Origin of the sequence: Flavobacterium sp. (assembly GCF_044373165.1) — a bacterium.
Lineage (GTDB): Bacteria > Bacteroidota > Bacteroidia > Flavobacteriales > Flavobacteriaceae > Flavobacterium.
Genome location: NZ_JBILQL010000029.1, coordinates 1 through 25,873, shown reverse-complemented (window position 1 = coordinate 25,873; position 25,873 = coordinate 1). Strand labels below are relative to the sequence as shown.

General features: G+C 39.8%; 24 protein-coding genes. 11 read left to right on the top strand and 13 right to left on the bottom strand.

Annotation, left to right across the window (positions count from 1 at the left end; all coding sequences use genetic code 11):
• Positions 1–88 precede the first annotated feature (88 nt).
• A complete protein-coding gene (locus ACIQ32_RS05875) occupies positions 89–1,438 on the top strand; it encodes a M28 family peptidase (RefSeq protein ID WP_396194762.1) in 1,350 nt (449 codons plus the stop codon).
• Between the two features lie 3 nt (positions 1,439–1,441).
• Here ACIQ32_RS05875 and ACIQ32_RS05870 read toward each other — a convergent pair whose 3' ends face one another.
• On the bottom strand, positions 1,442–2,467 hold the full coding sequence (locus tag ACIQ32_RS05870; RefSeq protein ID WP_396194761.1) for a hypothetical protein: 1,026 nt from the start codon (positions 2,465–2,467) through the stop codon (positions 1,442–1,444).
• A gap of 361 nt (positions 2,468–2,828) precedes the next feature.
• Between ACIQ32_RS05870 and ACIQ32_RS05865 the strand changes: the two genes are divergently transcribed.
• Complete coding sequence (locus ACIQ32_RS05865; RefSeq protein WP_396194760.1) at positions 2,829–3,863, top strand: hypothetical protein; 1,035 nt, start codon at positions 2,829–2,831, stop codon at positions 3,861–3,863.
• Between the two features lie 2 nt (positions 3,864–3,865).
• The gene (locus ACIQ32_RS05860; protein WP_396194759.1) at positions 3,866–5,281 is read left to right on the top strand and encodes an MBOAT family O-acyltransferase; all 1,416 of its coding nucleotides are present in this window, start codon (positions 3,866–3,868) and stop codon (positions 5,279–5,281) included.
• Positions 5,282–5,323: 42 nt separating this feature from the next.
• Here the strand turns inward: ACIQ32_RS05860 and ACIQ32_RS05855 are convergent, their stop codons facing one another.
• From ACIQ32_RS05855 to ACIQ32_RS05800, 12 genes are all read right to left on the bottom strand, one after another.
• A complete protein-coding gene (locus tag ACIQ32_RS05855; protein WP_396194758.1) occupies positions 5,324–5,734 on the bottom strand; it encodes an OsmC family protein in 411 nt (136 codons plus the stop codon).
• Positions 5,735–5,823: 89 nt separating this feature from the next.
• A complete protein-coding gene (locus ACIQ32_RS05850; RefSeq protein WP_396194757.1) occupies positions 5,824–6,576 on the bottom strand; it encodes an Asp/Glu racemase in 753 nt (250 codons plus the stop codon).
• A gap of 249 nt (positions 6,577–6,825) precedes the next feature.
• Complete coding sequence (locus tag ACIQ32_RS05845; RefSeq protein ID WP_396194756.1) at positions 6,826–7,740, bottom strand: fumarylacetoacetate hydrolase family protein; 915 nt, start codon at positions 7,738–7,740, stop codon at positions 6,826–6,828.
• A gap of 43 nt (positions 7,741–7,783) precedes the next feature.
• Positions 7,784–7,957 carry a hypothetical protein gene (locus ACIQ32_RS05840; protein ID WP_396194755.1) on the bottom strand — a complete coding sequence of 58 codons (174 nt, stop codon included), beginning with the start codon at positions 7,955–7,957 and terminating at the stop codon, positions 7,784–7,786.
• 27 nt (positions 7,958–7,984) lie between these two features.
• A complete protein-coding gene (locus ACIQ32_RS05835) occupies positions 7,985–9,100 on the bottom strand; it encodes a cupin domain-containing protein (protein ID WP_396194754.1) in 1,116 nt (371 codons plus the stop codon).
• A 10-nt stretch (positions 9,101–9,110) separates the two neighbouring features.
• Entirely contained in the window at positions 9,111–10,091 is a 981-nt protein-coding gene (locus ACIQ32_RS05830; RefSeq protein ID WP_396194753.1) for a carbon-nitrogen hydrolase family protein, read from the bottom strand.
• Between the two features lie 26 nt (positions 10,092–10,117).
• Positions 10,118–10,540 (bottom strand): acyl-CoA thioesterase, encoded by a 423-nt coding sequence (locus ACIQ32_RS05825; RefSeq protein WP_396194752.1) that lies wholly within the window; start codon positions 10,538–10,540, stop codon positions 10,118–10,120.
• Positions 10,541–10,746: 206 nt separating this feature from the next.
• Positions 10,747–12,336, bottom strand: coding sequence for an AMP-binding protein (locus ACIQ32_RS05820; RefSeq protein WP_396194751.1), 1,590 nt, complete (start codon positions 12,334–12,336; stop codon positions 10,747–10,749).
• A gap of 74 nt (positions 12,337–12,410) precedes the next feature.
• A complete protein-coding gene (locus tag ACIQ32_RS05815) occupies positions 12,411–14,708 on the bottom strand; it encodes a bifunctional salicylyl-CoA 5-hydroxylase/oxidoreductase (protein WP_396194750.1) in 2,298 nt (765 codons plus the stop codon).
• Positions 14,709–14,841: 133 nt separating this feature from the next.
• On the bottom strand, positions 14,842–15,447 hold the full coding sequence (locus tag ACIQ32_RS05810) for a flavin reductase family protein (protein WP_396194749.1): 606 nt from the start codon (positions 15,445–15,447) through the stop codon (positions 14,842–14,844).
• Positions 15,448–15,546: 99 nt separating this feature from the next.
• Positions 15,547–16,653, bottom strand: coding sequence for a hypothetical protein (locus tag ACIQ32_RS05805; RefSeq protein ID WP_396194748.1), 1,107 nt, complete (start codon positions 16,651–16,653; stop codon positions 15,547–15,549).
• Positions 16,640–17,290 carry a DUF2238 domain-containing protein gene (locus ACIQ32_RS05800; RefSeq protein ID WP_396194747.1) on the bottom strand — a complete coding sequence of 217 codons (651 nt, stop codon included), beginning with the start codon at positions 17,288–17,290 and terminating at the stop codon, positions 16,640–16,642. Before ACIQ32_RS05800 ends, ACIQ32_RS05805 begins: the two co-directional genes overlap by 14 nt.
• Positions 17,291–17,506: 216 nt before the next feature.
• On the opposite strand from ACIQ32_RS05800, the gene ACIQ32_RS05795 reads away from it, so the two are divergent.
• The 8 genes from ACIQ32_RS05795 to ACIQ32_RS05760 form a co-directional block, all read left to right on the top strand.
• Entirely contained in the window at positions 17,507–17,926 is a 420-nt protein-coding gene (locus tag ACIQ32_RS05795; RefSeq protein ID WP_176307344.1) for a helix-turn-helix domain-containing protein, read from the top strand.
• A gap of 100 nt (positions 17,927–18,026) precedes the next feature.
• Positions 18,027–19,289 carry a hypothetical protein gene (locus ACIQ32_RS05790; protein WP_396194746.1) on the top strand — a complete coding sequence of 421 codons (1,263 nt, stop codon included), beginning with the start codon at positions 18,027–18,029 and terminating at the stop codon, positions 19,287–19,289.
• Between the two features lie 24 nt (positions 19,290–19,313).
• Entirely contained in the window at positions 19,314–20,852 is a 1,539-nt protein-coding gene (locus ACIQ32_RS05785; protein WP_396194745.1) for an MFS transporter, read from the top strand.
• Positions 20,853–20,863: 11 nt separating this feature from the next.
• Positions 20,864–21,079, top strand: coding sequence for a DUF6814 family protein (locus ACIQ32_RS05780; protein ID WP_396194744.1), 216 nt, complete (start codon positions 20,864–20,866; stop codon positions 21,077–21,079).
• A gap of 78 nt (positions 21,080–21,157) precedes the next feature.
• Entirely contained in the window at positions 21,158–21,352 is a 195-nt protein-coding gene (locus ACIQ32_RS05775; protein WP_396194743.1) for a hypothetical protein, read from the top strand.
• Entirely contained in the window at positions 21,345–24,038 is a 2,694-nt protein-coding gene (locus ACIQ32_RS05770) for an ATP-binding protein (RefSeq protein ID WP_396194742.1), read from the top strand. Before ACIQ32_RS05775 ends, ACIQ32_RS05770 begins: the two co-directional genes overlap by 8 nt.
• A complete protein-coding gene (locus ACIQ32_RS05765; RefSeq protein ID WP_396194741.1) occupies positions 24,035–24,397 on the top strand; it encodes a response regulator transcription factor in 363 nt (120 codons plus the stop codon). Before ACIQ32_RS05770 ends, ACIQ32_RS05765 begins: the two co-directional genes overlap by 4 nt.
• A gap of 176 nt (positions 24,398–24,573) precedes the next feature.
• Positions 24,574–25,873, top strand: a 1,300-nt coding sequence (locus ACIQ32_RS05760) for an AMP-binding protein (RefSeq protein ID WP_396194740.1), incomplete at its 3' end; no start/stop codon positions are given.

The window sequence follows — 25,873 nt, the reverse complement described above, 5'->3', positions numbered from 1 at the left end:
TATTTCATAAATTTATAGATTGAGAGTACTATTAAGTACAATTTATTAAAACTCAATTCTGATTAGCAAGTTAAGATTATAAAACCCCATGAAAAAATATTTTGCTGTACTGACTTTTATTACAACCATCACCTTAACTGCCCAAACCGATACCCGATTGTATTCGATTATTGAGGCTGTTTCCGCCCAACGATTGGAAAATGACATTCGCACCTTAGCCAATTTCGGCACCCGAAATACCTTTAGCGATACGCTTTCCAAAACCCGTGGTATCGGTGCTGCAAGACGCTGGATTAAAGCCGAGTTTGATAAAATCGATCAAAATTGTAACAACTGTTTGGAAGTTTTTTACCAAAGGGATTTGGTTACACCCAAAGACGGCAATCGCATACCTAAAGAAGCTTATGTGGTGAATGTAGTGGCTGTGCAAAAAGGCACTAAGTATCCAAATCGCTACATCATTATGACCGGCGATATCGACAGCCGCAATTCCGATACTATGGATTATACCAATGATGCTCCCGGTGCTAACGACAATGCTTCGGGTATGGCGGGAACTATAGAAGCGGCGCGGGTATTATCGAAATATCAGTTTGAAAACAGTATAGTGTATCTCGGACTTTCAGGCGAAGAACAAGGATTGTTCGGCGGTAAAGGTTTTGCCGAATATGCCAAAAAGAACAACTGGGAAATCATAGGAGTATTGAACAACGACATGATTGGAAACATCGAAGGAGTGGATGGTGTCATTGACAACAGAACTTTCCGAATATTTTCAGAACCAACGCCTGTAACCGAAACTGAAAAAGAAAGAACCCAACGTCGTTTTTACGGAGGTGAAGTGGATGGTATTTCCCGTCAGCTGGCGCGTTACATTCATAAAACAGTAACGACCTATATGCCCGAAATGAATCCGATGATGGTCTATCGTTTGGACCGATTTGGTCGCGGTGGCCACCATCGTCCGTTTAACGATTTGGGTTACGCCGGTGTCCGCATTATGGAAGCACACGAAAATTACAACCGCCAACACCAAAATAACCGAGTGGAAAACGGCATCAAATATGGTGATGTGATTGAAGGCGTCAATTTTGAATACGCTAAAAAACTTACTGCTGTCAATGCAATTGTACTGGCCGGTTTAGGTTGGTCGCCACCCGTACCTAAGAATGTTACCATCGGTGGTGTGGTAGAACCTAACACCAAACTCAAATGGGACAAAGTAGCCGACGATTCGGTGGTTGGCTATAAAATTTATTGGCGATTGACCACTGCACCGCAATGGGAATTCAGCCGATTTGTAGGGAACACGGATAACTTTGAACTCAAAGGAATTGTAATCGACAATTACTATTTCGGTGTGTCTAGCGTTCATCAAAACGGACAAGAAAGTGTAGTGGTTTTTCCTTCTGCCGTAATGCGTAGTACCGGTAAGTAAAGTTTATTGTGCCAAATACATTTCCAGTTTTTCCTTGATATTGTTCAAAGGTGTCGCAATAGCATTCACATACTGAAAATTCCCGTCGCGTTTATTGTCGATAGATAATTGAATCGGGCAAGCTTCACTTTGGATAGCATTGACTTCAAATGTATTCTCCTTTGCGTTGTAAACCAAATAAGGGGCGCCGGAAGATCCAAATCTGAAGTAACCTTTAATCAAATACCGCAAACCTTCTAAGACATAATTGCCACCCACTCGCTCCGGAAAAATGGCAAAATGCTCGGTAAAACCTTCTATTTGCGCTTTGTTTAATAGCTTGCCGACTTCGCTGGTTGGGGAACTTTGCAAACAATAGTAATCTTGTTGGTCATCAGCCAAAAGGGTAAAGTTTGTCTTTACATAAGGCATGGCTTCAATCAATTCATTCGGGGCATTCACTATGCGATACAAGGCAATATCATCTCCGTAAAAAGCTTCTGTTAATGCCACTTCAATTAAAAAAGTGTGTCGGTTAATGGCGGTTTCGGCAAAATGTGTAGTCGAATTAAAATGCGCTGTCAATTCGGGATTTTGGTAAAAATGCGGTTCTTTAAATTGCACAATCAAATGGGCTTGACAGATTTTTTTCTCCAAAAAAGTCACCCAACGCGTATCAAAATTAATTTGTTTTAAGGTTTCTATCGCGGCATTGTAATCATTAGGATTGCTACTGTTCCAAAAGTATCGTTGCTTTTCGGAATCCAACACAAAACAGTTGGCAAACAATTGTCGTTGTGGGGTATTCAAATAGGGAAGGATGTCGAGTTCAAAAGTGGCCAGGTCAATCGATTTAAAAAGTTTAGCTTCGGTTTTCAAATTGTGAGCCACCGTTAAAAAATATCCTTGACCAATATGAAAAGCACAAATATTATTTTCAAAGTGGCGACGCTGAGGCTCGTTGATGTTTTGGGTAAACATGATTCGAAACAAGGGCGAGGTTTGTTCGTGCGTTAGTTCAAGTTGTTTTGAGAGTTTATTTTTCTGCATGCTGTAAAGTCAATTGCTGTTAACCAAATATAACAAACAAATCCACTCCGCTGATTTTTTGGTCAATTATCTTATAAATAATTGATTATTAACTGTTAAATAAACAGTATTCAAAAAAATGTTAAATTGCATAGCTTCAAATGGATAAGCGGAGAGATGAAACTAAAGCAAACCATCATTTTCCACTGAAAAATTAAGCAATTGGAGTTTGAAAATAATTGTCTGAGGCAACCTTAATGTTCAAGAAGAAATTTAATAAACGGAGGTTTATCGGCAGTTTCCATCCCATAAATACATCAATTTTTACACTTTTAGAGATAAAAGTTTTTTTACCAGTTAATAACCAACCAATAACTATACAATGAATTTAAAACAATCGTTACTCGTAGCCGTGGTGGTAAGTTTGTCTTGCCTTGGCGCTTGGGAACTTTATTGGCGTTCTCAAGGATTTTACCCTAACATTGATGACAACAAAGACTTATGGGCTGTACAAAGGGCCAAGGTAGAAAGTTTAAGCGACGAGGATGTGATTTTGGTAGGTTCTTCTCGGGTATTGTTCGACATACAGTTGGATGAATGGCAAAAACAAACCAGAAGAAAACCCTTGCAATTGGCTTCGCCGGGTTCTTCACCCTTGCCGATTTTTCACGATTTAGTGGAGAAAACCGACTTTAAAGGAACCATACTTGTGGGTGTTACTCCCGGATTATTTTTTTCTACTACTTTTCCTGAAGCTTCCCCTTGGAAACGACCGCAAACCAAAGTCGATTATTTTCACAACCGCACTTATGCCCAACAATTGAATCATTACATTTCCTTGCCTTTGCAAAGTAATTTGGTAATGATGTCGGGCAGCGAAGAGGAATGGTCTGATGACATCGATTTGAAAGCGTTGTTGGGCCGGATTAAAATCGGCAACCGTACTAATGAGTCCGATTTTCCGCCATTTTATAATTTTAATGATACACGAATCGACAGAAATACAACCATGACCGAACGTACCGCTAAGGACACTGCATTTGCCAATAGCATCAAAAGAGTATGGGGTTTTTTCGGGAAAAATGCGCCACCACCGGATAAAAAAGCTACTATGGCTTTCTTTTTACAAGATTTGAAAAAGTTCAAAGCCCGAGGTGGAAAAGTAATCTTAGTCAGATGTCCTTCGAGCGGAATGCTTAAAAAGGGAGAAGATATGGCTTTTCCCAAAGCTGCTTTTTGGGATGAATTGGTCCAACAAGCGCAGGTAAAAAGTTATTATTTTGAAGACTACAAACAGTTGCAATTCGACTGTCCGGAATGGTCTCATTTATCCGCTCCCGACGCTCGAAAGTTTACTGTTGAGCTTCTTAAAATTATCAATGCCGATAATGAATTGTCTAACCCCAAAACCAATTAACCATGTTATTTAATTCTTTAAGTTTTGTTGTTTTTTTGGTCATAGTGTTAGCCCTATATTATGCCAAATTTTTTAATTGGACGTTTAAAAAACAAATGTTGCTTTTTGCCAGTTATGTTTTTTACGGATTGTGGAACCCGCCTTTGGTGATCTTATTATGGATATCGACGGTTATCGATTGGATTACCGGAAAAGAATTGGCCGTAGAAGAAAACAAAAGAAAGCGGCTATTTTGGTTGCTGCTTAGCATGTTTGTCAATTTAGGCTTTCTGTTCTTTTTCAAATACGGTAATTTTTTACTGGAAAATTTCACCGCCTTGGTGAATGCCATGGGAATGGATTACCATCCGCTTCCGATGGATATTATCTTACCCATGGGTATTTCTTTCTACACTTTTCAAACCATGTCGTATACCATTGATATGTATTGGCGAAAAACGGAAAGGGTCAAAACCTTTTTGGATTTTGCCTTGTATGTAACTTTCTTTCCGCAGTTGGTGGCCGGACCTATCGTAAGAGCAGGTGATTTGGTAACCCAATTTTATGAAGAAAAAAGAGCTACGGTCCACCAATTTATCTGGGGTTTATTTTTACTGACCATCGGTTTGTTTCAAAAAGTTGTTTTAGCAGATACTTTATTGTCTAAAACGTCTGATACGGTTTTTAATGCTGATAAAGTCCTAAACACATGGGACGCTTGGACCGGAACATTAGCCTTTTCCGGACAGATATTTTTCGATTTTGCAGGCTATTCCACCTGTGCAATCGGATTGGCATTGATGCTTGGTTTTCACCTTACGGATAATTTTCGATACCCTTATGCTGCCATTGGTTTCTCCGACTTATGGCGAAGATGGCACATCTCATTGTCCACTTGGTTAAGAGATTATTTATACATTCCGCTAGGCGGCAACCGAAATGGCGTAGTGCGAATGTATGTAGCTTTAATGCTCACCATGTTATTGGGCGGATTATGGCACGGCGCGGCATGGACATTTGTAATTTGGGGCGCCTTACATGGTTTCTTTTTAGTAGCAGAGCGTTTGTTGAAAAATGTGATACATATCAAAATTAATGTTTGGAACGGAGTCATTTTAGCTTTAGCGACTTATACCTGTGTCAATTTTACCTGGGTATTTTTCAGAGCCCGAAAGTTTGAAACCGCCCAAAATATTATTGAATCCATGTTGTTTATGCATGCAGATGGCGCAAAGGTTTTAGATACATTTTCGATTGTGAAAGTTTTTACCCTGATGGCACTGACTTTTATTTGCCATTATGTGATGAGAAATACTTCTATGGAAGCAGTTGCCCAAAAGAAATCACCACTAGTTTTAGGGCTGGTATGGGCAGTGATGTTTTTCCTGATTGCTATAGCGCAGGGCAGTGGTGAGCAGTTTATTTATTTTCAGTTTTAATAATTTAGCATAAAAAAGGAGGTTTTTAAACCTCCTTTTATTTTAGTTCAATGTATAACTGACACTGATTTTGGTATTCAGCAATTTTGAAATCGGACAATTGGCTTCGGCATCTTTGACCAATTCGTCAAACTTGGCTTGGACTATTCCGTCTACTTTTGCGGTCAGCGTTAGATTGGAGGCTACAATTGTTCCGTCTTCAAAAACAATTTCTGCTTCTGTTTTTAATTCGGTTGCCGTGAATCCTGCTGCTTGTAAATTAAAAGCCAGTTTCATAGAGAAACAGCCGGCATGAGCAGCGCCTACTAATTCTTCGGGATTGGTTCCGATGCCTTCTTCAAAACGAGATCCAAAGGAATATTGTGTCTGATTTAACACGGTACTTTGCGTGGTTAAATGTCCTTTGCCTTCTTTCCCTGAGCCGTTCCAAACGGCAGTTGCTCTTCTTTTCATCCCTAAATATGTTATAAGTTGTTTGAATACCTCTAAATTACTAAATAGTCTAAGGAAGCACTCTTAACTTTAAGTTAATTAAAATTTGTTTAGTATTTCCCATTCAATAATTCACCACCAATAGCAGATTTGGCTTCGAGACCTAACTTCTTCATCATTTCATAGGTAGTACAAACGGCTGCAGAAGTTACCGGAATGCCACACTCAGCCTGAATCAAATCTATCGCTTCTAAGGAAGGCATTTGCACACAGGCCGAAGCCACAATGACATCAACACCTGTTAAGTCTAAGCGTTTGTAGATTTCCAATAAATTCATCGGGTTTTGAGCCGCAACTTCCAAATTATCGGATATTTCCAAAGCAATACTGTCGACTACTTCAAATCCTTGATGTTCAATATAATCTACAACCAAGTCAGTCAATGGTCGCATATAAGGCGTAATGATGGAAACTTTTTTAGCTCCCAAAACCTTCAATCCGTTAATCAAAGCACCGGCCGAAGTTACAATAGGCGTAGGGAAGTCGTTCGCCACCGTTTCTTGATGTAAGTTTACTTCCGAAACACAGTGATAGCCGCGTCCCATACTCATAATCGCCACTAAGCAAGCGTAGCCCATTACATCTACATGCGCATCGGACAATTCCTGAGCACATTTCAAACTCATGGCATCCATGGCTTCGAGTTCTTCTTTGGTGACTTTTTTCATGCGCATGCGACTGCTGTGAAACGTAAATCGCTCCGGTAATATCGTTTCTCTGGCTCTGAAAATGGCCGGTATTTCGGTTTCCATCGTCACGTTTGAGGATGGCACTATTTGTCCTATTCTGAATTTTTTGTTCATTTTGTTTCAAGTTTAAAGTTCCAAGTTGGTTACTGAGAACTTAAATGTTTGGGCGTTTCCCTATCGGGTCGGGCTTTCCGTTACAATCTTTTTAAAATACCACGGGTTAAAACCCATGGCAATTTAAAAAGGATTTCCACTACAATCCCTAACGCAACTTTTATTTATACCTGACTGCCACTGGCTGTCCTCCTCTTAATATACTTCGTCAGTTCGCTTCGCTCGGGTCAAATCTAACGCAGTCTGTTTTTACTTAGAAATCTCTTTAACTGTATTCACTATCGTTCCTATTCCTTCCACCGTAGCTTCCACCACATCGCCATCATACAACCATTCTTGCGGATCGCGTCCTGCACCAACGCCTGCCGGAGTTCCGGTAGCAATAATATCGCCCGGTTCTAAGGTGAAAACGATACTCAAATCTTCAATCAAATCGTTGATGTTGAATAATAAAAACTGAGTGTTTGAGTTTTGCTTTTCGACACCGTTGACTTTTAAGGATAAGTTCAAATTGTGTGGGTTTTCAATTTCGTCTTTGGTCACTAAAATCGGACCCATTGGGGCAAAAGTATCTTGTCCTTTAGACACAATCCATTGGCCTTCTCTTCTACAATCTCGTGCCGATATATCGTTAATCACGGTATAGCCAAACACATAATCTAATGCCTCTGCTTTGGGAACATATTTACCGTGTTTACCGATTACGACAGCCAATTCTACTTCCCAATCCAGTTGCGAGGTCAGTTTGGTGTTTTTAATAATCTCGGTATTAGTTCCGGTAACGGTTGTTGGTGGTTTGGAGAAGATGATAGGTTTTTGGGGTAATTTACCCGTAGTGTCTAAGGTTCTCGCGCTCTCAGCTACGTGTTCAGTATAGTTTAAACCTATGCCGATGATGTTTTTTCTCGGTTTTTGAATCGGTGCCAAAAGCGTCACTTCTTCTAAGGTATAAGCAATTTCTTTAAAGTAATTCTCGGGTGTATCGGCCACCATTTCGTTTAATTCTTCTACGATTTCAATCCTCATGTCAATCAAATCTAACATATCGGATGGCAACGGAAAATTCGAAATCTCGCCAAAGTCTTCCATATCGATGACTTGGTTGTTGTGGAGGAAGCCTAATCTTGGTTCAGTATCGGCAGTTTGATAGGTAAGTAGTTTCATTTGTTTGTTGTATGTACTAGGTTGTAAGTTCTATGTTCTAAGTTTATTTTCTAACGAGTTTGTAAATGGACAAAAGGATAATGCCCGAGAAAAAGATGATATTGGCATAGCCAAAAAATACAGCCATGTTATCTTCTTTTTTTAATAAATAAAATCCAAGTATAACAAAAAGAAGTGCTGTTCCGATAGAAAACAATAGTTTGAATTTTTGGTTCATTTTTTTAGTTGCTGAGTTCCTGAGTTTTTATTTAGTGATTTTTTGATGTCCGTTGTTTTCGGTATACGCTCTTCCTTGAAATAAGCCCAAACCTTCAATCACCGGCAAGTCGTTGAAGTTGAACAAACAAGCATCTTCAGTATCCGATGCATTATGGTGTTCGTGCCAAGCCCAAGACGGAACACAGAAAATATCGCGTTCTTTCCAATCAAAACGTTGTCCGTTAATAATGGTGTAACCGCTTCCTTTAGCACATTGGTATACAAAAGAACCGGTATGTTTGTGCGCCTTGCCCTTGAAACTGGCTGGTAACAATTGCATCGCTGCTCCCATGGTTTGCATCACATGACCACCGGTTAACGGATTGGAATATTGCATTAAGAAACCATCAAACGGATTGATTTCATTGACTTTGGCGACTTCTAACAACGTCGGATACACTTTGCTCCATGAATATTTGAACAACGGAGAATACGGTTTGTCCCAAGTTTGATCGGCCGGAATTAAACCCGCGCCACCAAAGGTCATAGGCGAATGATTGACTGCTGAAGTCAAAGGTTGTTTGCCATCGTATACTGCATAATCATTGGCTTCCAAAGCATTCACTAATGGAATATCTAAACCGTCTTGCCAAATGCAGGTTTGGCCGTCTTCTTCTACGCCGTGTTCATGCCACGCTGAGTTTGGGGTAATCACAAAGTCGTTGACTTCCAACATGATTTTATTGCCGTCTACTACGGTGTAACCTTTGGAACCTTCCATGATAAAGCGTAAGGCAGAAGCTCGGTGGCGATGTGCCGAGGTGCTTTCACCCGGACGCGTAACCTGGATTCCGGTGTATAACCAACCCACAGCTGCGGATACATCTTTGCGTTTGTCGTTTACCAAATACACTACACGTCTACCGGCTTGTTCTGGTGTTACGAGTTCTGAGGACTTTAGAACCAAACTTCTTAAATCTTCATATTTCCATAACATTGGGACCGAATTGGCGCGCGGTTCCCAAGGTTCGATATCATTGGCTACGGTCCACAAAGCACCGGCGCCAAGGGTTTCGAGTTCTTTATAATAAGCTTCGAGTTCGGGGGTGTCTTGTACACGGGCACGACCGATTACGTCGTCTGAATAGTTGTTGGTTTCCATAGTCTTACTACTATTTTTTATTAAACTCCTCGTGATTGTCTACAAAGGTAATCTTTCTCGTGGGAGCGGTATTGACTCTTAAATCAAAAATGTCAAAGCGGTTGTAATGTCCGAGAATATCGTGCATTTGTTTCGGTTGGATGCATTTTTCCAAATCGATATCCGCATAAATAATACCTTCGTCATCAATTAGCGGTTCGCCAATCACAGCGCCATTTGGCCCAATAAATCCGGAGAAGGCTGAGCTTTTACGCGTTAACAATTCATCTACATTTGGGACATCTTCGCGCAAAGCGTCTTTGATTTCCTGCGAAATGGTGGAGCACGAAACGATGGTGAATAATTTCCCTTCGAAAGAATGTGCGGCCGCACGAATTTTAATTGCTTCTGCCATGTCATAATCCGGAGGTGCAACGGGTAGCGAAATGTAGTTGGCAATGTGTACCAATTCGCCTTGCGACAACAACGTAAAACGCGCTAAGGTATTTGTGTTTTCACCACACGCTAAGGTTCCAACCGGACCAACTTCTGTATCATACACTTTCAATGAAGAACCGTCACCGCTGGTCCATGTGAGTTTTTCGGCCCATGTTGGGACTAGCTTTCTGTGTTTACCAATAAGATTTCCCTTATTGTCAATGATTAAATTGGTATTGTAAATTTCACCATAACTATCACCACGTTCGTTGATTCCGATGACGATGTGCATGTTGTGGTCTTTCGCGGCTTGGAACAACGGTTGCATGCTTTCATCAGTAACGGTAACCGAGTTTTTATACAATTGTTCGTACCATTTACTGCCTTGCACCGGAGTCATGATCCAGTTCCAATACGGATAACCGGCTACGAATACCTCGGGGAAGGCAATTAGTTGAGCGCCATTTTGACTAGCTTCTTTAACAAAAGAAATGGCCTTTGCTATTGTTTTTTCAACGTTTAGAAAAACGGGTGCTGTTTGTACGGTGGCGGCTTTGAATTTTTTAAAGTTCATTCTAAAATTATTTTAAATTTTGAATTTTAAATTATGAATGAGGAAAGCTTTTTCTTCATTTCCTCGTTGAAAGGCTCCGCTTTGATAGCGTCTCTTCCGTTGCTTATGGATACGTTTACTAAAGTTACTTCGCCTTCTAAACAAGTGTTGCCTTGTTCGTCTTCGAAACGGAAACCACAATTTACGGAGGCGCCACCGAGTTTGAGAACCCAAAGTTTTTTGGTTAAGACTTCGCCCAGTCTTGCTGCTTTTTTGAATTGGACTTTCAAATCTACGGTCGGAATCCCATTGGTTTCATGGATTTTGGAGAATGGTCGGTCGAGTGCTTCTTCGAACCAGTCTTCGACTAAGTCATTAAGCATTTCAAGAAATCTCGGATAGAAAACAATTCCGGCGTAATCGACGTGTTTGAAACGTATTTTTTCTTGTTTGGTGAAAGGTTGGTTCATGTTTTTATTTTTGTCACTAATTAGATAATTTTTTTAAAAAGTTTTAGCCACGGATTAAACGGATTTAACTGATTTTCTTTTTGCCACGAATTACACAAATTTTCACAAATTTTAAATTAATGACTTTCGATTACTGATAAGCTTAGCCCCGATAGCAGTGGAAATCCTCGAAGAGATTGCAACGTATAGCGGGAAATAGCTCCTAATTATTTTAATTTAAATCGTTGTATTTTTCCTGTTTCTGTTTTAGGCAAAGCTTCGGTAAAATAAATCACTCTCGGATATTTATACGGCGCCGCTACTTCCTTGAACCAGTGTTGAATATGGTTCTTCATGTTATCGGTAGCTTTACTTTTTTCTTTTAATACGATGTGGGCGCAAACCAGCATGCCTCGTTCTTCATCGGGCAAACCTACAACGGCACATTCTAAAATATCTTCGTGGGTCAATAACACGCTTTCGACTTCAATCGCCGCAATGTTATAACCCGAAGAAATAATCATGTCATCGCCTCGAGCGACAAACCAAAAATAGCCTTCTTCATCTTGGCGGAAAATATCACCGGTGACATTCCAGCCGTTTTCTACGTATTCTTTTTGTTTGTCAATTCGGTTCAAATATTTACAACCTGTGATGCCTCGAACCACTAGTCTTCCGGGTTCATTGGTTGGTAAATCATTTCCGTTTTTATCTACAATTTTAGCTTCATAACCTGTAATAGCTACACCGGTTGCTCCCGGTTTCATGTTAGCTTCATTGGATGAGATAAATATATGCAACATTTCGGTAGCACCGATGCCATCGATGATTTTTAAACCGGTGGCGTCATACCAATCCTGCCAAACTTTGAGTGGTAAAGATTCTCCGGCAGACACACATTTGCGCAAGCTGGAAATATCGAAATCGGCTACTTTGGTCGTGATAATTCGCCAAGCGGTTGGTGCCGTAAAACAAATCGTGATTTTATAATCTTGAATGGCTTGTAAAAGCATGTCCGGACTTGGTTTTTCGATTAAGAAGGTCGAAGCGCCGAAGTACATGGGGAACAAAACTAGTCCACCTAAACCAAAGGTAAAACCGAGTGGCGGACTGCCGGTAAAAATATCATCGGAAGTCGGCTGTAAAGAATACTGCGGAAACGCTTCGCAAATGTTGACAATATCTTTGTGAAAATGCGACGTCATTTTGGGCAAGCCTGTCGTGCCTGAAGTAAAGCCGATTAAGGCGATGCTGTCTGATTTCGTGTGGTAATTGGTAAATGTTTTTGGCTTGTTTACCATTAATGTTTCCAATTGCGAATTGCCGTAATAACAAACCGACTGTAAATAATCGGATTTGACCAAATGCATTTCGTCGGCCAAACTGTGGTCGCAGATGGCATGACTAATTTCGGCACAATCAATGATCGTATTTAACTCTTTAGCCCGCAACAAAGGCATAGTCGCCACCACGATTCCTCCGGCTTTTAAAACCGCAAACCAAACGGCCACCATCATTGGGTTGTTAGCAGAACGAATCAAGACGCGATTGCCTGATTTCAACCCTAAATCATCCACCAAGACATGCGCAATTTGATTCGCTTTTTCGTATAAATCTTGGTAGGTCCAATTGGTTTCAAATGTACGGAGGCAAATGGTATTGCCGCGACCTTCTTTGCTATGGTTGTCCAAAAGAAGTTCTACACAATTCAGCATTTCCGGTTGGTTGAACTGCGGTAAGTCCAGGAAAACATAGTCGGGCTGCAAGTTAGCACTTGGTAGATGTTCGTGAGCGAAATTGTCTGCGTAATTTTTCATGTTTTAATTATTTCTCGCAAAGACGCAAAGTCACAAAGCTTTTGGTCTTACTACTTAATTCAATTGTCTTGATACTATTTCTTATTGCTTTTGGGTTTTAGGGCTTTTTTCATGCCTTCGGTTTGTTTTCTTTCGGCGGCTTTTAGCGGATAAAGATGAGAATTTCCGGCTTTGTATTGGTTTGGGATATCATTGGCTTCGAATTGCTCGTAGGCTTGTGCGTTGCGAACGAAATTGGCATCGGCTAATAACGGTCGGCCCAGCGCCACCAAATCAGCTCTGCCGTTTAAAATGATGGTGTTGATTTGGTCAATGTCTTGAATATATCCTGTTGTTATTGTTGGAACGTGAACGGTATTTCTCACTGCGTCTGCAAATGGGGTTTGCCACATGCGTCCGATTTGCGGTTTTTGGTGCGCAACTGTATTTCCGGTGGAAACGTTGATGATATCGGCACCGGCGTTTTTGAAAGCGGTGGCTATGGATATTACTTCTCCTTCAGTAATGCCGTTTTCGGCCCAATCAGAAGCGGAGATTCTAACCGACATGGGTTTGTGATGTGGAAACACTTTTCGCATTTCGTTGAAAACCCTTAGTGGAAACTTTAAGCGGTTTTCAATGCTTCCGCCAAATTCGTCGGTTCTGATATTGGTTAAAGGTGATAGGAAAGACGCTAATAGGAATCCGTGATGGGCTTGCAGTTCAATTAAATCAAAGCCTGCTTTGTCAGCATTTTTAGTCGCTTGGACAAATTGAGCCACAATTAAATCCATGTCTTCGGAAGTCATTTCTCTCGGAATCGGACATTTTTCATTGTACGCTATTGGCGAAGCCGAAATCAAATCCCATGGCAAATTAATCGGTTCGTTTTGGCCTTCCCAAGGTTTTTTCGTAGCGCCTTTTCGACCTGAATGGCCTAATTGAATTCCGATTTTGGTTTGGCTGTTTTGATGGATAAATTCGGTTATTTTTTTCCAGTCAATTAGCTGTTCCTGAGTATAAATACCGGCACAACCTAAAGTGATACGTCCTGTTTCGGAAATGGCGGTCATTTCGGTAATTATGAGTCCGACACCGCCGGTGGCTCTGCTGCCGTAATGCACTAAATGCCAATCGGAAACCTTCCCGTCAAAGGCAGTGTATTGACCCATTGGCGACATAACGATGCGGTTTTGTAATGTTAAATCGCGGAGTTGGAATGGGGTGAAAGCGGGAGGCGCTTCAGGGTTAGTGCTTTTTTGAATGGAATTGAATTCGGCTAACACTTTATCGGTAAATGATTTATCGCGTAGTCTGAGGTTTTCAAACGTTACTTTTTTGGAACGCGTCATACAGCCAAAGGCGAACTGATAGAATGGATGTTGGTTATTTCTATCCATATTTTCAAACCAATCGAGCGAAACTAAAGCTGCGTACTGTATCATTTCTACGGTGTTTCTTCGGGTTTTGTCGTATTGTTCGAATGCGGCTTGCACATTGTTAGGGTTCGCAATTACTGCATCAGATAAACCGATGGCGCAATCCATGGCCAATTTGGTTCCCGAACCGATAGAGTAGTGTGCAGTGGCTTTGGCATCGCCCAACAAAACAATATTCTTGTGAAACCATTTTTCATTGGTCACATGCGGAAACTGGCGCCAATGGGATTTATTAGAAATCAGTGGATGTCCGTCGAGTTCTTCTTTGAATATTTCGGCCATTTTGGACATCGTATCGGCTTCATTGGTCACTTCAAAGCCGTGTTTTTGCCAAGTTTCGTCGCTGCATTCAAATATCCAGGTACTCATGCCGGCTTCGTATTGGTAGGAATGCGCTACTATTACACCATGTGGTGTCGTTCTGAAGAAATAGGTAAAGGCGTCTAACGGTTTGGTTGAGCCTAGCCATACAAAGCGGTTTTTCTTTAAAGTGATTTTGGTTCCGAATTCCGATTCGTATTTTGTTCTGATGCCGCTGGCAATTCCGTCAGAAGCTAAGATGATGTCGGCGTCTTTATACTGGTCTAAATCATCTATGTTTTGTTCGAAGTGGAGAATTACACCTTCTTCACGACAGCGTTGGTGTAATAATTTAAGCAGTGTTTTTCGGGAGCAACCGCAAAAACCGTTACCGGCTATGCTGACTTCTTGTCCGTCACGCGCTACGATGATGTCGTCCCAATAGGCAAATTGGCTTCGGATTAACTCGTACGATTGCATGTCGCGTTTAAGGAATTCTCCCAAAGTTTCATCAGAGAAAACCACGCCAAAGCCAAAACTATCGTCGGGTTTGTTGCGTTCGTACACCTCAATTTGGCACTGCGGCATTGCTTTTTTGGTTAGGATGGAAAAGTAAAGTCCGCCCGGACCGCCGCCTATAACTGCTATTTTCATATTTTTTGAGATTCTGAGTTGCTAAGTAACTGAGTGTTTAATTTTTTATTTTAAACATTAAGGAGTTAAGTTTAGTTAAGGTTTTCATTAAGGCTTAATGCAACTTATTTTTCTTAACTTCTTAATGGTGAATTTAACCTCTTTTGATGGAGAACAATTCTCCTAATTTGGCATAATTAGCACCGGCTAATCTTGCCACCGGCTTATACGTTTCTAAATTGATTTTGAAATTGTCTAACAACACGTTGTCGTCAAAATGCATCATAACGATACGGCCGATGATGATGCAAGAACCACCGTTTTTGTGATCTTCTAAAAAGTAGTGATGTACCAGTTCGCATTCAAATTGTACCGGACTTTCTTTTACCCTCATGGGTTTGACTTTTTCGGAAGGAATAGGGGTAACACCGGCCAATTCAAACTCGTCAACCGTTGCTGGTACAGCTTGAGCTGTTGTATTCATCTGTTCTACTGTGCTTTCGGTGACCATGTTCACCACAAATTGCTTTGTAGCTAAAACGTTGTTCAGAGTATCTTTATTGGTGTGGTTGGCTCTGTTAATAGAAAACATAATGTGCGGCGGATCTTCACCGGCAGCATTAAAGTATGAAAAGGGTGCGAGGTTGTTTATTCCGTCTTCGCTTACGGTGGCTATCCAACCGATAGGTCTGGGAATGATAGCACCTGTCATTAATTTATACACTGCTGAGGAATCCAGCAGATTAGGGTCAAATAGCATAGTGTTGTTTGTTTACTACAAATTAAAGCTATTTTTTTTATTTTTTTGACAGTTGTATAATTTCTGAAGTCAAAAGTTATCAATACTTCAAAAAAAATCTTAATAGGTTGTTAGTGCTATCGAATATTCTTTTTTGGTTTTTTGATTAATCCAAACACCTTTAATGGATCCGTTATTCCAATCGGCTTCTATAATGCCTATTAAGCCTGAAATGTCATCGGTACTCTGTTCCATTAAATAAAAATGATTGTTTTTTAAAGTGCCATGGCATTCAATAGGCGTTTTGTATTTGTCGTACCAATAGGTAATAGTTAAGGAACTATCGTAATTGATTTGAGGAATTACCATCGTAACAGCATTTTTACCAATGGTTCCTTTAAATATTTTACCAATAGGAGACATGCTTTTTGCATTATTAACATGTGTGTTGTAAAGTAAGCTTTTGCCATAATCGGATAGGTATTCCTTTAGGCTAGTATAATCGAAAGGAATATCAAACTCATATAAATCATCGATGGCACGGTTAACATGGCTTGAGCAACGACCTCTTAAAACGTTAAGTTGGTTTTGGGTAAAGTAAAAATTAAAATCGTCTAATTGGTATTCAGTATAGTCCGTCAAGCAATTCTCATACAGGTCTATTTGAGCGCTGTATCGATCAAATAATTCTCGTTGTTTGATGCTGTCGGTTGTTTGGAGGTTTTTTCTTGTTTCCGATAAAAATGCAGTAATCTCTCTTTTTACCTTTTGGTTAATTAGCTTTGCCAAGTTAAGTTGTTGGTTAGGCTTTATGATATCCGAAAGCAAAATGGTATTGCCGTTGCGCGCGTCAAAATTGTGATGGGATTCATAGCCTTCTAAATAAGCCCCGCTATATTCACAATTTAGGCTTAGGCTCAAGATATTGACCGGGGTTTCTTCTTTGTTCCACCCATAGAAGGTAAAGCTGCCATTTAGTTTTTGATCATTGTAAGTTACTTTTTCAAAGGGATTTTTTTTATAAACTCCGGGCAAGTGTTGCAGGTATTGCAGTTGCAAAAAAATATTAATTTTTTCCGCTATTTTGGAATTGGATGTTGAATGAACTTCCGGAAAAAGGTAATCATCGGTGGCTGGATTTAAGTTTTTAACACTAATTTGATTGGTTTGTCCAACACTGAGCTGTACCAACAATGCCATTATCCCAAAGGCTTTATTTAATTTCATGCAACTTGAATAGTTTTTTAATAACAGACACTATAGTAGTAGCCAAAATGGCTCCTAAAAACGCCAAGAAAATATCTTTTTGCGCATCCCAAATATCACCTTGGGTACCCAAGTAAGCGGCACCTTGAGCAGGAAAAAATAAATCGGCCACAGCCCATTCTATTAATTCGTAAAATCCACTCACTGATAAAGTGATTTCTATAGGTAAGACCCAAGCCACCAATTTTGGGTATTTGACCCATTTTAAAAACAATTCTCTCATGGGGTAAGCCAATAAAAATCCGAAACTAAAGTGTACTATGCGGTCATAATGGTTGCGTTCCCAGCCCATATAGTCTTTTAACCAATAGCCAAAAGGGTTTTCGGCATAAGTGTATTTAGCACCATATACATGCAGACATAAATATACTGTTATGAGTAAATAGGAAAGATCGCTGAATTGGTATTTTTTAAAACTAAACAGTAAAAAGATAAAGAATAAAACGGTTAATGTATTTTCGAGCAACCAATTGTTTATGTCGTTGGTTCCTAATAATGTACTGATCCATATGATAGCAAATGAACTTAAAAAAGTCCACAACCAAGGGTTTTTGTTGAACGGGGTTCTTGTGGGAGAAATGGCTAGGGTAAAAGGCATGTTTATACTTGTTTTAAAGGCTAATATAGTAATATTTTCTGCAGTAGTTTTAAAGCAACTTTTCAAAACGATTTCAGCGGGGACTTTGTTTAAAATTATTATATCTTTAATTAAAACCCAATAAAATTAATGCTTGTGTAATTTTTGTCTAAAAAAATTATCAAAAACACTTTTATATATTTGCTAATTAAGTATATTTATGCAAAATTTATATATATGGAGATTTTATCTTGTCCCAAATGCCAAAGTGATGCTATAGTAAAAAGTGGTGTCATCAAAGACAGACAAAGGTTTTTGTGTAAAAAATGCAACTATTACTTTACGGTCAATAAATTGGGTAAAAAGATTGATAGTTACTATGTCACTAAGGCATTGCAATTGTATTTGGAAGGATTGAGTTACCGAGAAATAGAGCGCATTATAGGGGTTTCACATGTTACTGTGAGCAACTGGGTAAAGGAGTTTAAAATATCCAAACCCAATCATACCGACTATCATCCCACTTATAAGATTTACAACCACTTAGAATTGGTGGAATTTCTTAAAAATAAAGAAGTATTGAAAGGTGCCGGGATGATAATTACCGAGTTGGGCGATAAGTTTATGCTTATCAAATGGGAGCGTTTCAAAGATTAGCTATAGTATTTTACAATAATATATATCATAATTTTTTTGATTCATTAAATATTGGAATTTGGCTGCACAAAATTTAACCAAAAACCAAATTATTTGAATTATGAAAAAATTACTAATTGTTACGTTTGCCGCCTGTTCTTTATCGGGTTTTGCACAGCAAACAACTCCTACACCTGCTGCACCTGCCGTACCGGTAGCCAAAGAATGGGATGTAAGTGTTTACGGTTTCGTAAGAACCGATTACATTTGGGATACGCGTCGTTCCGCACAAGTTCGTGAGTACAATTTAAATCTGTATCCGTTGGATGAACAATTGGATGCCAATGGCGACGACCTAAATGATGCCGGAGCCAATAACTTCCTATCGGTGGTTTCACGTTTGGGCGTTAAGGCCAAAGGACCGGATGTGTGGGGTGCTAAAACCACCGGAGTCTTAGAAGGTGACTTCTTCGGAAACACCGAAGCTTCAATCGGGTTATTCCGTTTGCGTCATGCTTATGCCAACCTGGAGTGGGAAAAAACTACCTTAACCTTAGGACAAACTTGGTATCCAACATTCATTCCTGAGGTATTCCCGGGTGTGGCTAACTTTAGTACAGGTATTATGTTTAATCCTTTTGGTTGGGTATCACAAGCGCGCATCAAGCAAAACTTAACCAAAGAGCTCTCATTTGCCTTTACGGCCTACAAAGAAAGAGAGTTTACTACGGCTACGGCCACCGGCGGAACGCAAAACTCGGCTTCCTTCAACTCTTTATTGCCTACTCTACACGGGCAATTTCAATTTAAAAACAAAAACTGGATAGCCGGTTTAGGATTTGAATACAAATCATTGCAACCTTTAACCGTAAGTAATGGTTTAGCTACTAAAGAAAAAGTAAATACCACATCAGTTGTAGGTTATTTTAAGTACAATAACGATAAATTCCATATCAAAGCCTATGGGATCAGCGGTAAAAACATGTATAACTTAGTGATGTTAGGCGGTTTTGCCGGCTATACAGTTCCCGGAGAAGTGGAAACTTACGAAGGTATCAAAACTTCGGCTATGTGGGTGGATATTGCAAGTAACGGCAAAAGTGTAGCCCCGGGCTTTTTCTTTGGCTATACCAAAAATGACGGTGTAAGCAAAGACAATCCTACTACTTTGTACGGAAGAGGTTTCTCGGGTACTCGTGGGGTAGATAACGTAATGCGCGTTTCGGCTCGTGTGGATTTCAAACAAAATAAATTCAGAATTACGCCTGAACTTGAGTACACCGGTGCTACTTGGGGAGACCTCAAACCTGATGCTACTTTTGACGGTAACAACAAAAAAGTAGGCAACTTCAGAGCCATGATTTCATGTGCTTACAGCTTTTAATAACCAATTTAATATTTATACAGTATGAGCGATAAAAAAACAAAAGGAATTTGGAAAGTGATTTCCGCTTCCTCCATGGGAACCATGATTGAATGGTATGATTTTTACATCTTCGGTAGTTTAGCAGTAGTGTTATCTACCAAATTTTTCCCAACTGATAATCCAACTGCGGCTTTCTTGTCTACCTTGGCTACTTTTGCCGCCGGTTTCGTAGTGCGTCCGTTTGGAGCCTTATTCTTCGGACGATTAGGAGATTTAATCGGAAGAAAATACACCTTTATGGTAACTCTAATGTTAATGGGTGGAGCCACGTTTGTCATCGGATGTATTCCGAGTTATGAAACAATTGGTTTTGCTGCCCCCATTTTAGTTTTAATCCTTCGTTTGCTTCAAGGTTTAGCCCTTGGAGGTGAGTATGGAGGTGCGGCAACTTATGTGGCTGAGCATGCTCCAAAAGGGGAAAAAGGATATTGGACCTCATGGATTCAAACTACAGCAACAGTTGGACTTTTTATTTCGTTGATGGTGATTTTAATTACCAAAAGTTTATTATCGAAAGAAGCGTTTGATGAATGGGGATGGAGAGTACCGTTTTGGGTATCTATCTTAATGGTTTATGTTTCTTACTTGATTCGTAAAAATATGGATGAATCTCCGGTGTTTGCCAAAGCCAAATCGGAAGGTAAAACGTCAACGAATCCTTTGAAAGAAAGTTTCGGACACAAATACAACTTAAAGTTTGTCTTATTGGCATTATTCGGAGCTACTATGGGACAAGGGGTGGTTTGGTATACCGGTCAGTTTTACGCTATGAACTTTTTAAAAACCGTACAAAGTATTGAATCTTCGCAGGTAGACATGTTGTTAGGAATAGCCTTAATTTTAGGAACACCTTTCTTCGTGTTCTTTGGATGGTTGAGCGACAAATGGGGCAGAAAATCTATCATGATGGCCGGAATGTTGTTGGCAATCTTTTTATACCGTCCGATTTACCGCGCCATGTATGCTTCGACAGATTTAGCACAGAAAGTTGAAATTGTAGAGCAAACTAAAGTAGTGCCTTCAATGAAAGAAGTTGATGAAACCAAAATGGATTCCATTTACACCACTACAAAAGCCTATACTGATGGAACTACCGTGGAAGAAATCAAAACCAAACATTTTGAAAACGGAAAACTAATGGTTGATGACAAAGGCAAAGATAAAATTGATACCAAAGTTACCAAAATGATCAATAGTTCTGATAAATGGTTCTTGGTACTTATGGTCTTTATTCAGGTTATTTTTGTAACTATGGTGTATGGCCCAATCGCTGCTTTCTTGGTAGAAATGTTCCCGGTAAAAATCAGATATACGTCGATGTCATTGCCATATCACGTTGGAAATGGTATATTTGGAGGATTGCTTCCGGCTATTTCAACGTATTTTGTAACTACTGCCAAAGATGCCGGCGATCCCGAGTTTTATTTGGAAGGCTTGTGGTATCCTATTGGAATTGCCACAGTATGTTTTGTAATCGGAATGATTTACATTGATAGAAAAATTAATACACTTCACGACTAAAACCCAATATTATGAACGCATTAAAGAAATTTTTAGGAATTGTTTGGATTGCTTTAGCCGTGGCTGTAGCCTATTACGCTATCGGAATCTTTGGAGGAAAACTAACCTCCGGAAAACAAGACGATTTAGTTTTCGGAATAATTATATTTTTCATATTATTACCGTTAATTGTAACCGGGTTAACCATTTTTGGTTGGTACGCCATAACCGACGAATATGAAGATTAGCATAAATAAATAGTTTATTGGTAACCAAGGGCTCTTACTTTGTTAAGGGCTTTTGGTATTTATATAGGACATCAATTCATGAAACAACGCCACCAACAAAAATTAGTAATCATCTCAATGGTTTTGCTAATCGGATTAAACCTTCCGATTGTATTGCTGTTTGACAGTGCCGAAAGTTTTTTGGGCTTTCCGGTGATTTACATTTACATTTTTTCGGTTTGGTTGTTTTCGGCTTTACTTTCTTTACTAATCATAAAACGTTATCATGAATAGTATAGTATTGTTAGTCATCTTAGCGTTGTACTTGGGCGTGCTTTTTTTTATAGCGCATTGGGCTGAGAAAAAAGAAAACTCTCGATGGTCAAATAATCCCTATGTATATTCCTTATCATTGGCGGTTTATTGTACGGCATGGACGTACTACGGCAGCATTGGTGTAGCGGCGAATTCGGGTTTGAATTATTTGCCGGTGTATTTGGGACCGATTATTATTATCCCCGCTTGGATGATTGTTCTAAAGAAAATCATTCGCATTTCCCGGGTCAATAAGGTGTCGAGTATAGCCGACTTTATTTCGCTGCGTTACGGTAACAGCCGGTTTCTGGGAGCAGTTGTAACGATAGTTTGCTTGTTTGGTATTTTGCCTTACATCGCCCTACAACTCAAAGCCATTTCCGAAACGTTTCACTTGGTAACGCAAACGCCATCGAACTACAATATCTTTGACGATAGTACTACATACGTGGCTTTTGCCTTAGCCATTTTTGCCTCTATTTACGGAACGCGCTATGTGGATGCTTCCGAAAAACGAAAAGGCATAGTAACGGCAGTGGCTTTAGAAAGCGTTTTGAAATTATTGTTTTTTATCATCATAGGCGTGTATGTAACTTTCTTTGTTTTTGATGGATTTGATGATATTTATGCCAAAGCATCTTTACTGGAAAACTTCCAACAAAAAAACACTATCGGTGGATTGCCCCAAGCTATTAACTGGTTCTTTTTATGTGTATTGTCGCTGTTTGCTATTTTCTTGTTGCCGCGTCAGTTTCAGGTTTCCGTGATTGAAAACACTCGAGAAAACCATGTCAATACTGCGGTTTGGTTATTTCCGCTGTATTTGTTATTGTTCAATATTTTTGTTTACCCGATAGCTTGGGGCGGGAATATTTTATTTGAAGGACAAAACGTCAATTCGGATACTTATTCGCTGTTAATTCCCCAACTTTTTAATCATAAAGTTTTAACAGTGATGGTTTTTTTAGGCGGATTTTCCGCGGCGATTTCAATGATCGTAGTTTCTTCCATCGGATTGTCTACTATGGTGAGTAACAACTTGATTATTCCCTACGGATTGTTAGGCCGTTTAAAACACAATGAGCAAACTACTATCAACAAAAAAATTGTCAATATTCGTAAAATCGGAATCTTCTCGTTGATTATCAGTGCCTACTTTATTTATCGCTTTTTTGCCTTAGATTACAGTTTGTTTTCTATTGGTTTGGTGGCTTTTGTAATCATAGCTCAGTTGGCTCCTTCATTTTTCGGTGCTTTGTTTTGGCGAAGAGGTTCAAGAACCGGAGCGGTTTCGGGCTTAATCGTAGGTTTTGTCATTTGTTTGTATACTTTACTGATTCCTTATGCTTTAGGGATAACTTCAGCAGATACTTCTTTTATAACGAATGGATTTTTGGGCATAGAATTATTGCGACCATTGCAATTGTTTGGTCTCGATTACTTGCAACCCGTGCCACATGCCTTGTTTTGGAGTTTGTTGTTCAACTTCATGACGTACATCGCCGTATCAGTAAGTTTCAAAGGCAATTACCGCGAGCGCAACTATGCCGAGATGTTCCTCGACATCAATAAATACATCAACATGCACGAAAATGCGTTTGTATGGAAAGGAACGGCTTACCGAAATGATATCGAAAAAGTATTGATTAAGTTTTTAGGCGAAGACCGAACCAAGCGCGCCATGAACATCTTCAACGTAAAATACAACGTCGATAAAAACGAAGAGCTGGCCGATGCACGTTTGATTAAATTCTCCGAAAACCTGCTTACCGGACACATCGGTACGGCTTCGGCGAAAATCTTAATATCGAGCGTGGTGAAAGAAGAAAAAATTACTTTGCCCGAAGTATTGAAGATATTGGAAGAATCCAAAGAAAACATCATCATTAATAAAAAACTCACGGAAACTTCTAACGAACTCAAAGAAATTTCTGCCAAGTTACAGGAAGCCAATGTTTCTTTGATGAAAAAGGACAAGCAAAAAGATGAGTTTCTCGATACGGTAACACACGAATTGCGAACGCCAATTACCGCTATCAGAGCTTCGAGTGAGATTTTATACGATGACGATGAAATTCCCGAAGAATTGCGCAAACAGTTTCTGCAAAACATCATCTCCGAATCCGATCGTTTGAACCGATTGATTGACAAGATATTGGATTTGGAGAAGTTTGAAACCGGAAGGCAAAAAGTCAATTTGGCCCAACATAAAATTGTGGAAACTATCGAAAATTCAATTGAACCTTTGCAGCAATTGATAGCCAATAAAAATATTCACATTCACTTAGAAGGCAACGCCAACCTCAAAGCCGAGTATGATGAAGACAGAATAGTGCAAGTGGTGACCAATTTGGTATCGAATGCCATAAAATTTTGTCCCGATACCAACGGATTAATTACTTTAGCCGTTTATGACAAGTTTGATTATGTTCAAGTGGAAGTAAGCGACAACGGCAAAGGCATAACCAACACCGATTTTGAAAACATATTCGACAAGTTTTACCAATCGACCAATCAGAATTTCAAAAAACCAATCGGCAGCGGATTAGGATTGGCGATTTGCAAACAAATTATAGAACACCACAAAGGTAGTATTTGGGCCACCAATAATGCTACCGGCGGCGCGTGTTTGACATTTACGTTACCCAAAAAACAGCCGTTATGAGAAAGATTTTAATTGTAGACGACGAACCCAATATCGTAATGTCTTTAGAGTACACTTTCAAAAAGAACAACTTTGAAGTGTTTATTGCCCGTGATGGTCAGGAAGCTTTAGATATTTTACAAAACCAATTGCCCGATGTGATTATCCTCGATATCATGATGCCGTTAGTAGACGGTTTTGAAACTTTAGAGCAAATCAAGAAAAACGAAAAACTCCAACACTGTAAAGTGATGTTTCTTTCGGCTAAAAACAAAGAAAGCGATATCGAAAAAGGAATGGCTCTCGGCGCCGATGCTTACCTGACCAAACCTTTCTCTATTAAAAAAGTAGTGGAGCAAGTGAATGAATTATTAGAGTAATAGGTTGGTTCATGTTGATGTTAAGCCTATTTGAATAGCGAACATTTTTTTGGCACGCTTTTAAATTTTAATGACAATTGTTGTATATATCTATTTAGCAACAAAGTTTTGAAAGGTAAGCTAATAATGGTTACTTTTAAGCTGTGAATTAAACAGTTACCAACCTAACCTTACCCATGAATTACCAAGAATTATACAACCAAAGCATTCAAAATCCGGAAGCTTTTTGGGCAGCACAAGCCAATGAAATTGATTGGTTTACCAAACCACAGAATATACTCTCCGAAGACGAAACCGGTTACCCGTTGTGGTACAAAGACGGCAGTTTGAACGCTTGTTATTTGGCTTTAGATAAACACATCAATGATGGTTTTGGAGACCAAATAGCCATCATTTATGATTCACCCGTTACCCAAACCGTAAAAAAATATACTTATAACGAAGTCAAATCAGAAGTCGCCAGATTGGCCGGTGGTTTATTGTCTTTGGGTTTAAAAAAAGGACACACCGCTATCATTTATATGCCCATGATTCCACAAGCAACATTCGCTATGTTAGCTTGCGCCCGAATAGGAGTCACGCATTCCGTAGTTTTTGGCGGCTTTGCACCACACGAATTAGCCATCAGAATTGACGATTGCAAACCCAGAGTGATCCTCACTGCTTCTTCGGGAATCGAAATCGACAGACTCATTGCCTATAAGCCTTTAGTAGACGAAGCCATCGAATTGGCCGAACACAAGCCTAAAAAAGTAGTAGTGCTCAATCGTAAACTGGGAGCGAGAATTCCTTTTAAAAAATACGACGTGGATTACGATGCTTTAGTTTATGGCTCGGAAGAAGCCGATTGCGTTCCGGTAGAAACCACGCATCCGTTGTATGTTTTGTACACTTCGGGCACGACAGGTAAACCAAAAGGAATTGTTAGAGACACCGGTGGTTATGCCGTGGCGCTTAAGTTTTCTATGCAAAAAATATACGGTGTTCAACCCGGTGAAGTCTTTTGGGCCGCTTCCGATGTGGGTTGGGTTGTAGGACACAGCTTCATAGTTTACGGACCATTATTCAACAGAAATACGACTATAGTTTTCGAAGGCAAACCCATCAAAACTCCGGATGCGAGTACGTTTTGGCGAGTGATAGCCGAGCATAAAGTCAGCGTCATGTTTACCGCACCAACAGCCATAAGAGCTATCAAAAAAGAAGACCCGAATGGGGAATTTATCAAACAATATGATTTGTCTTGTTTGAGAACACAATTCCTTGCCGGTGAACGTTGTGATATTGCCACCTTAGAATGGTACCGCGAGCACATTCCTATTCCGGCCATCGACCACTGGTGGCAAACTGAATCGGGCTGGCCGATGATTGCCAATATGATGGGTGTAGAATATTTACCGATCAAACCGGGTTCTTCGGGCAAAGCGGTTTCGGGTTATAACATCATGATTTTAGGGGAAAACGGTCAGGAGTTAG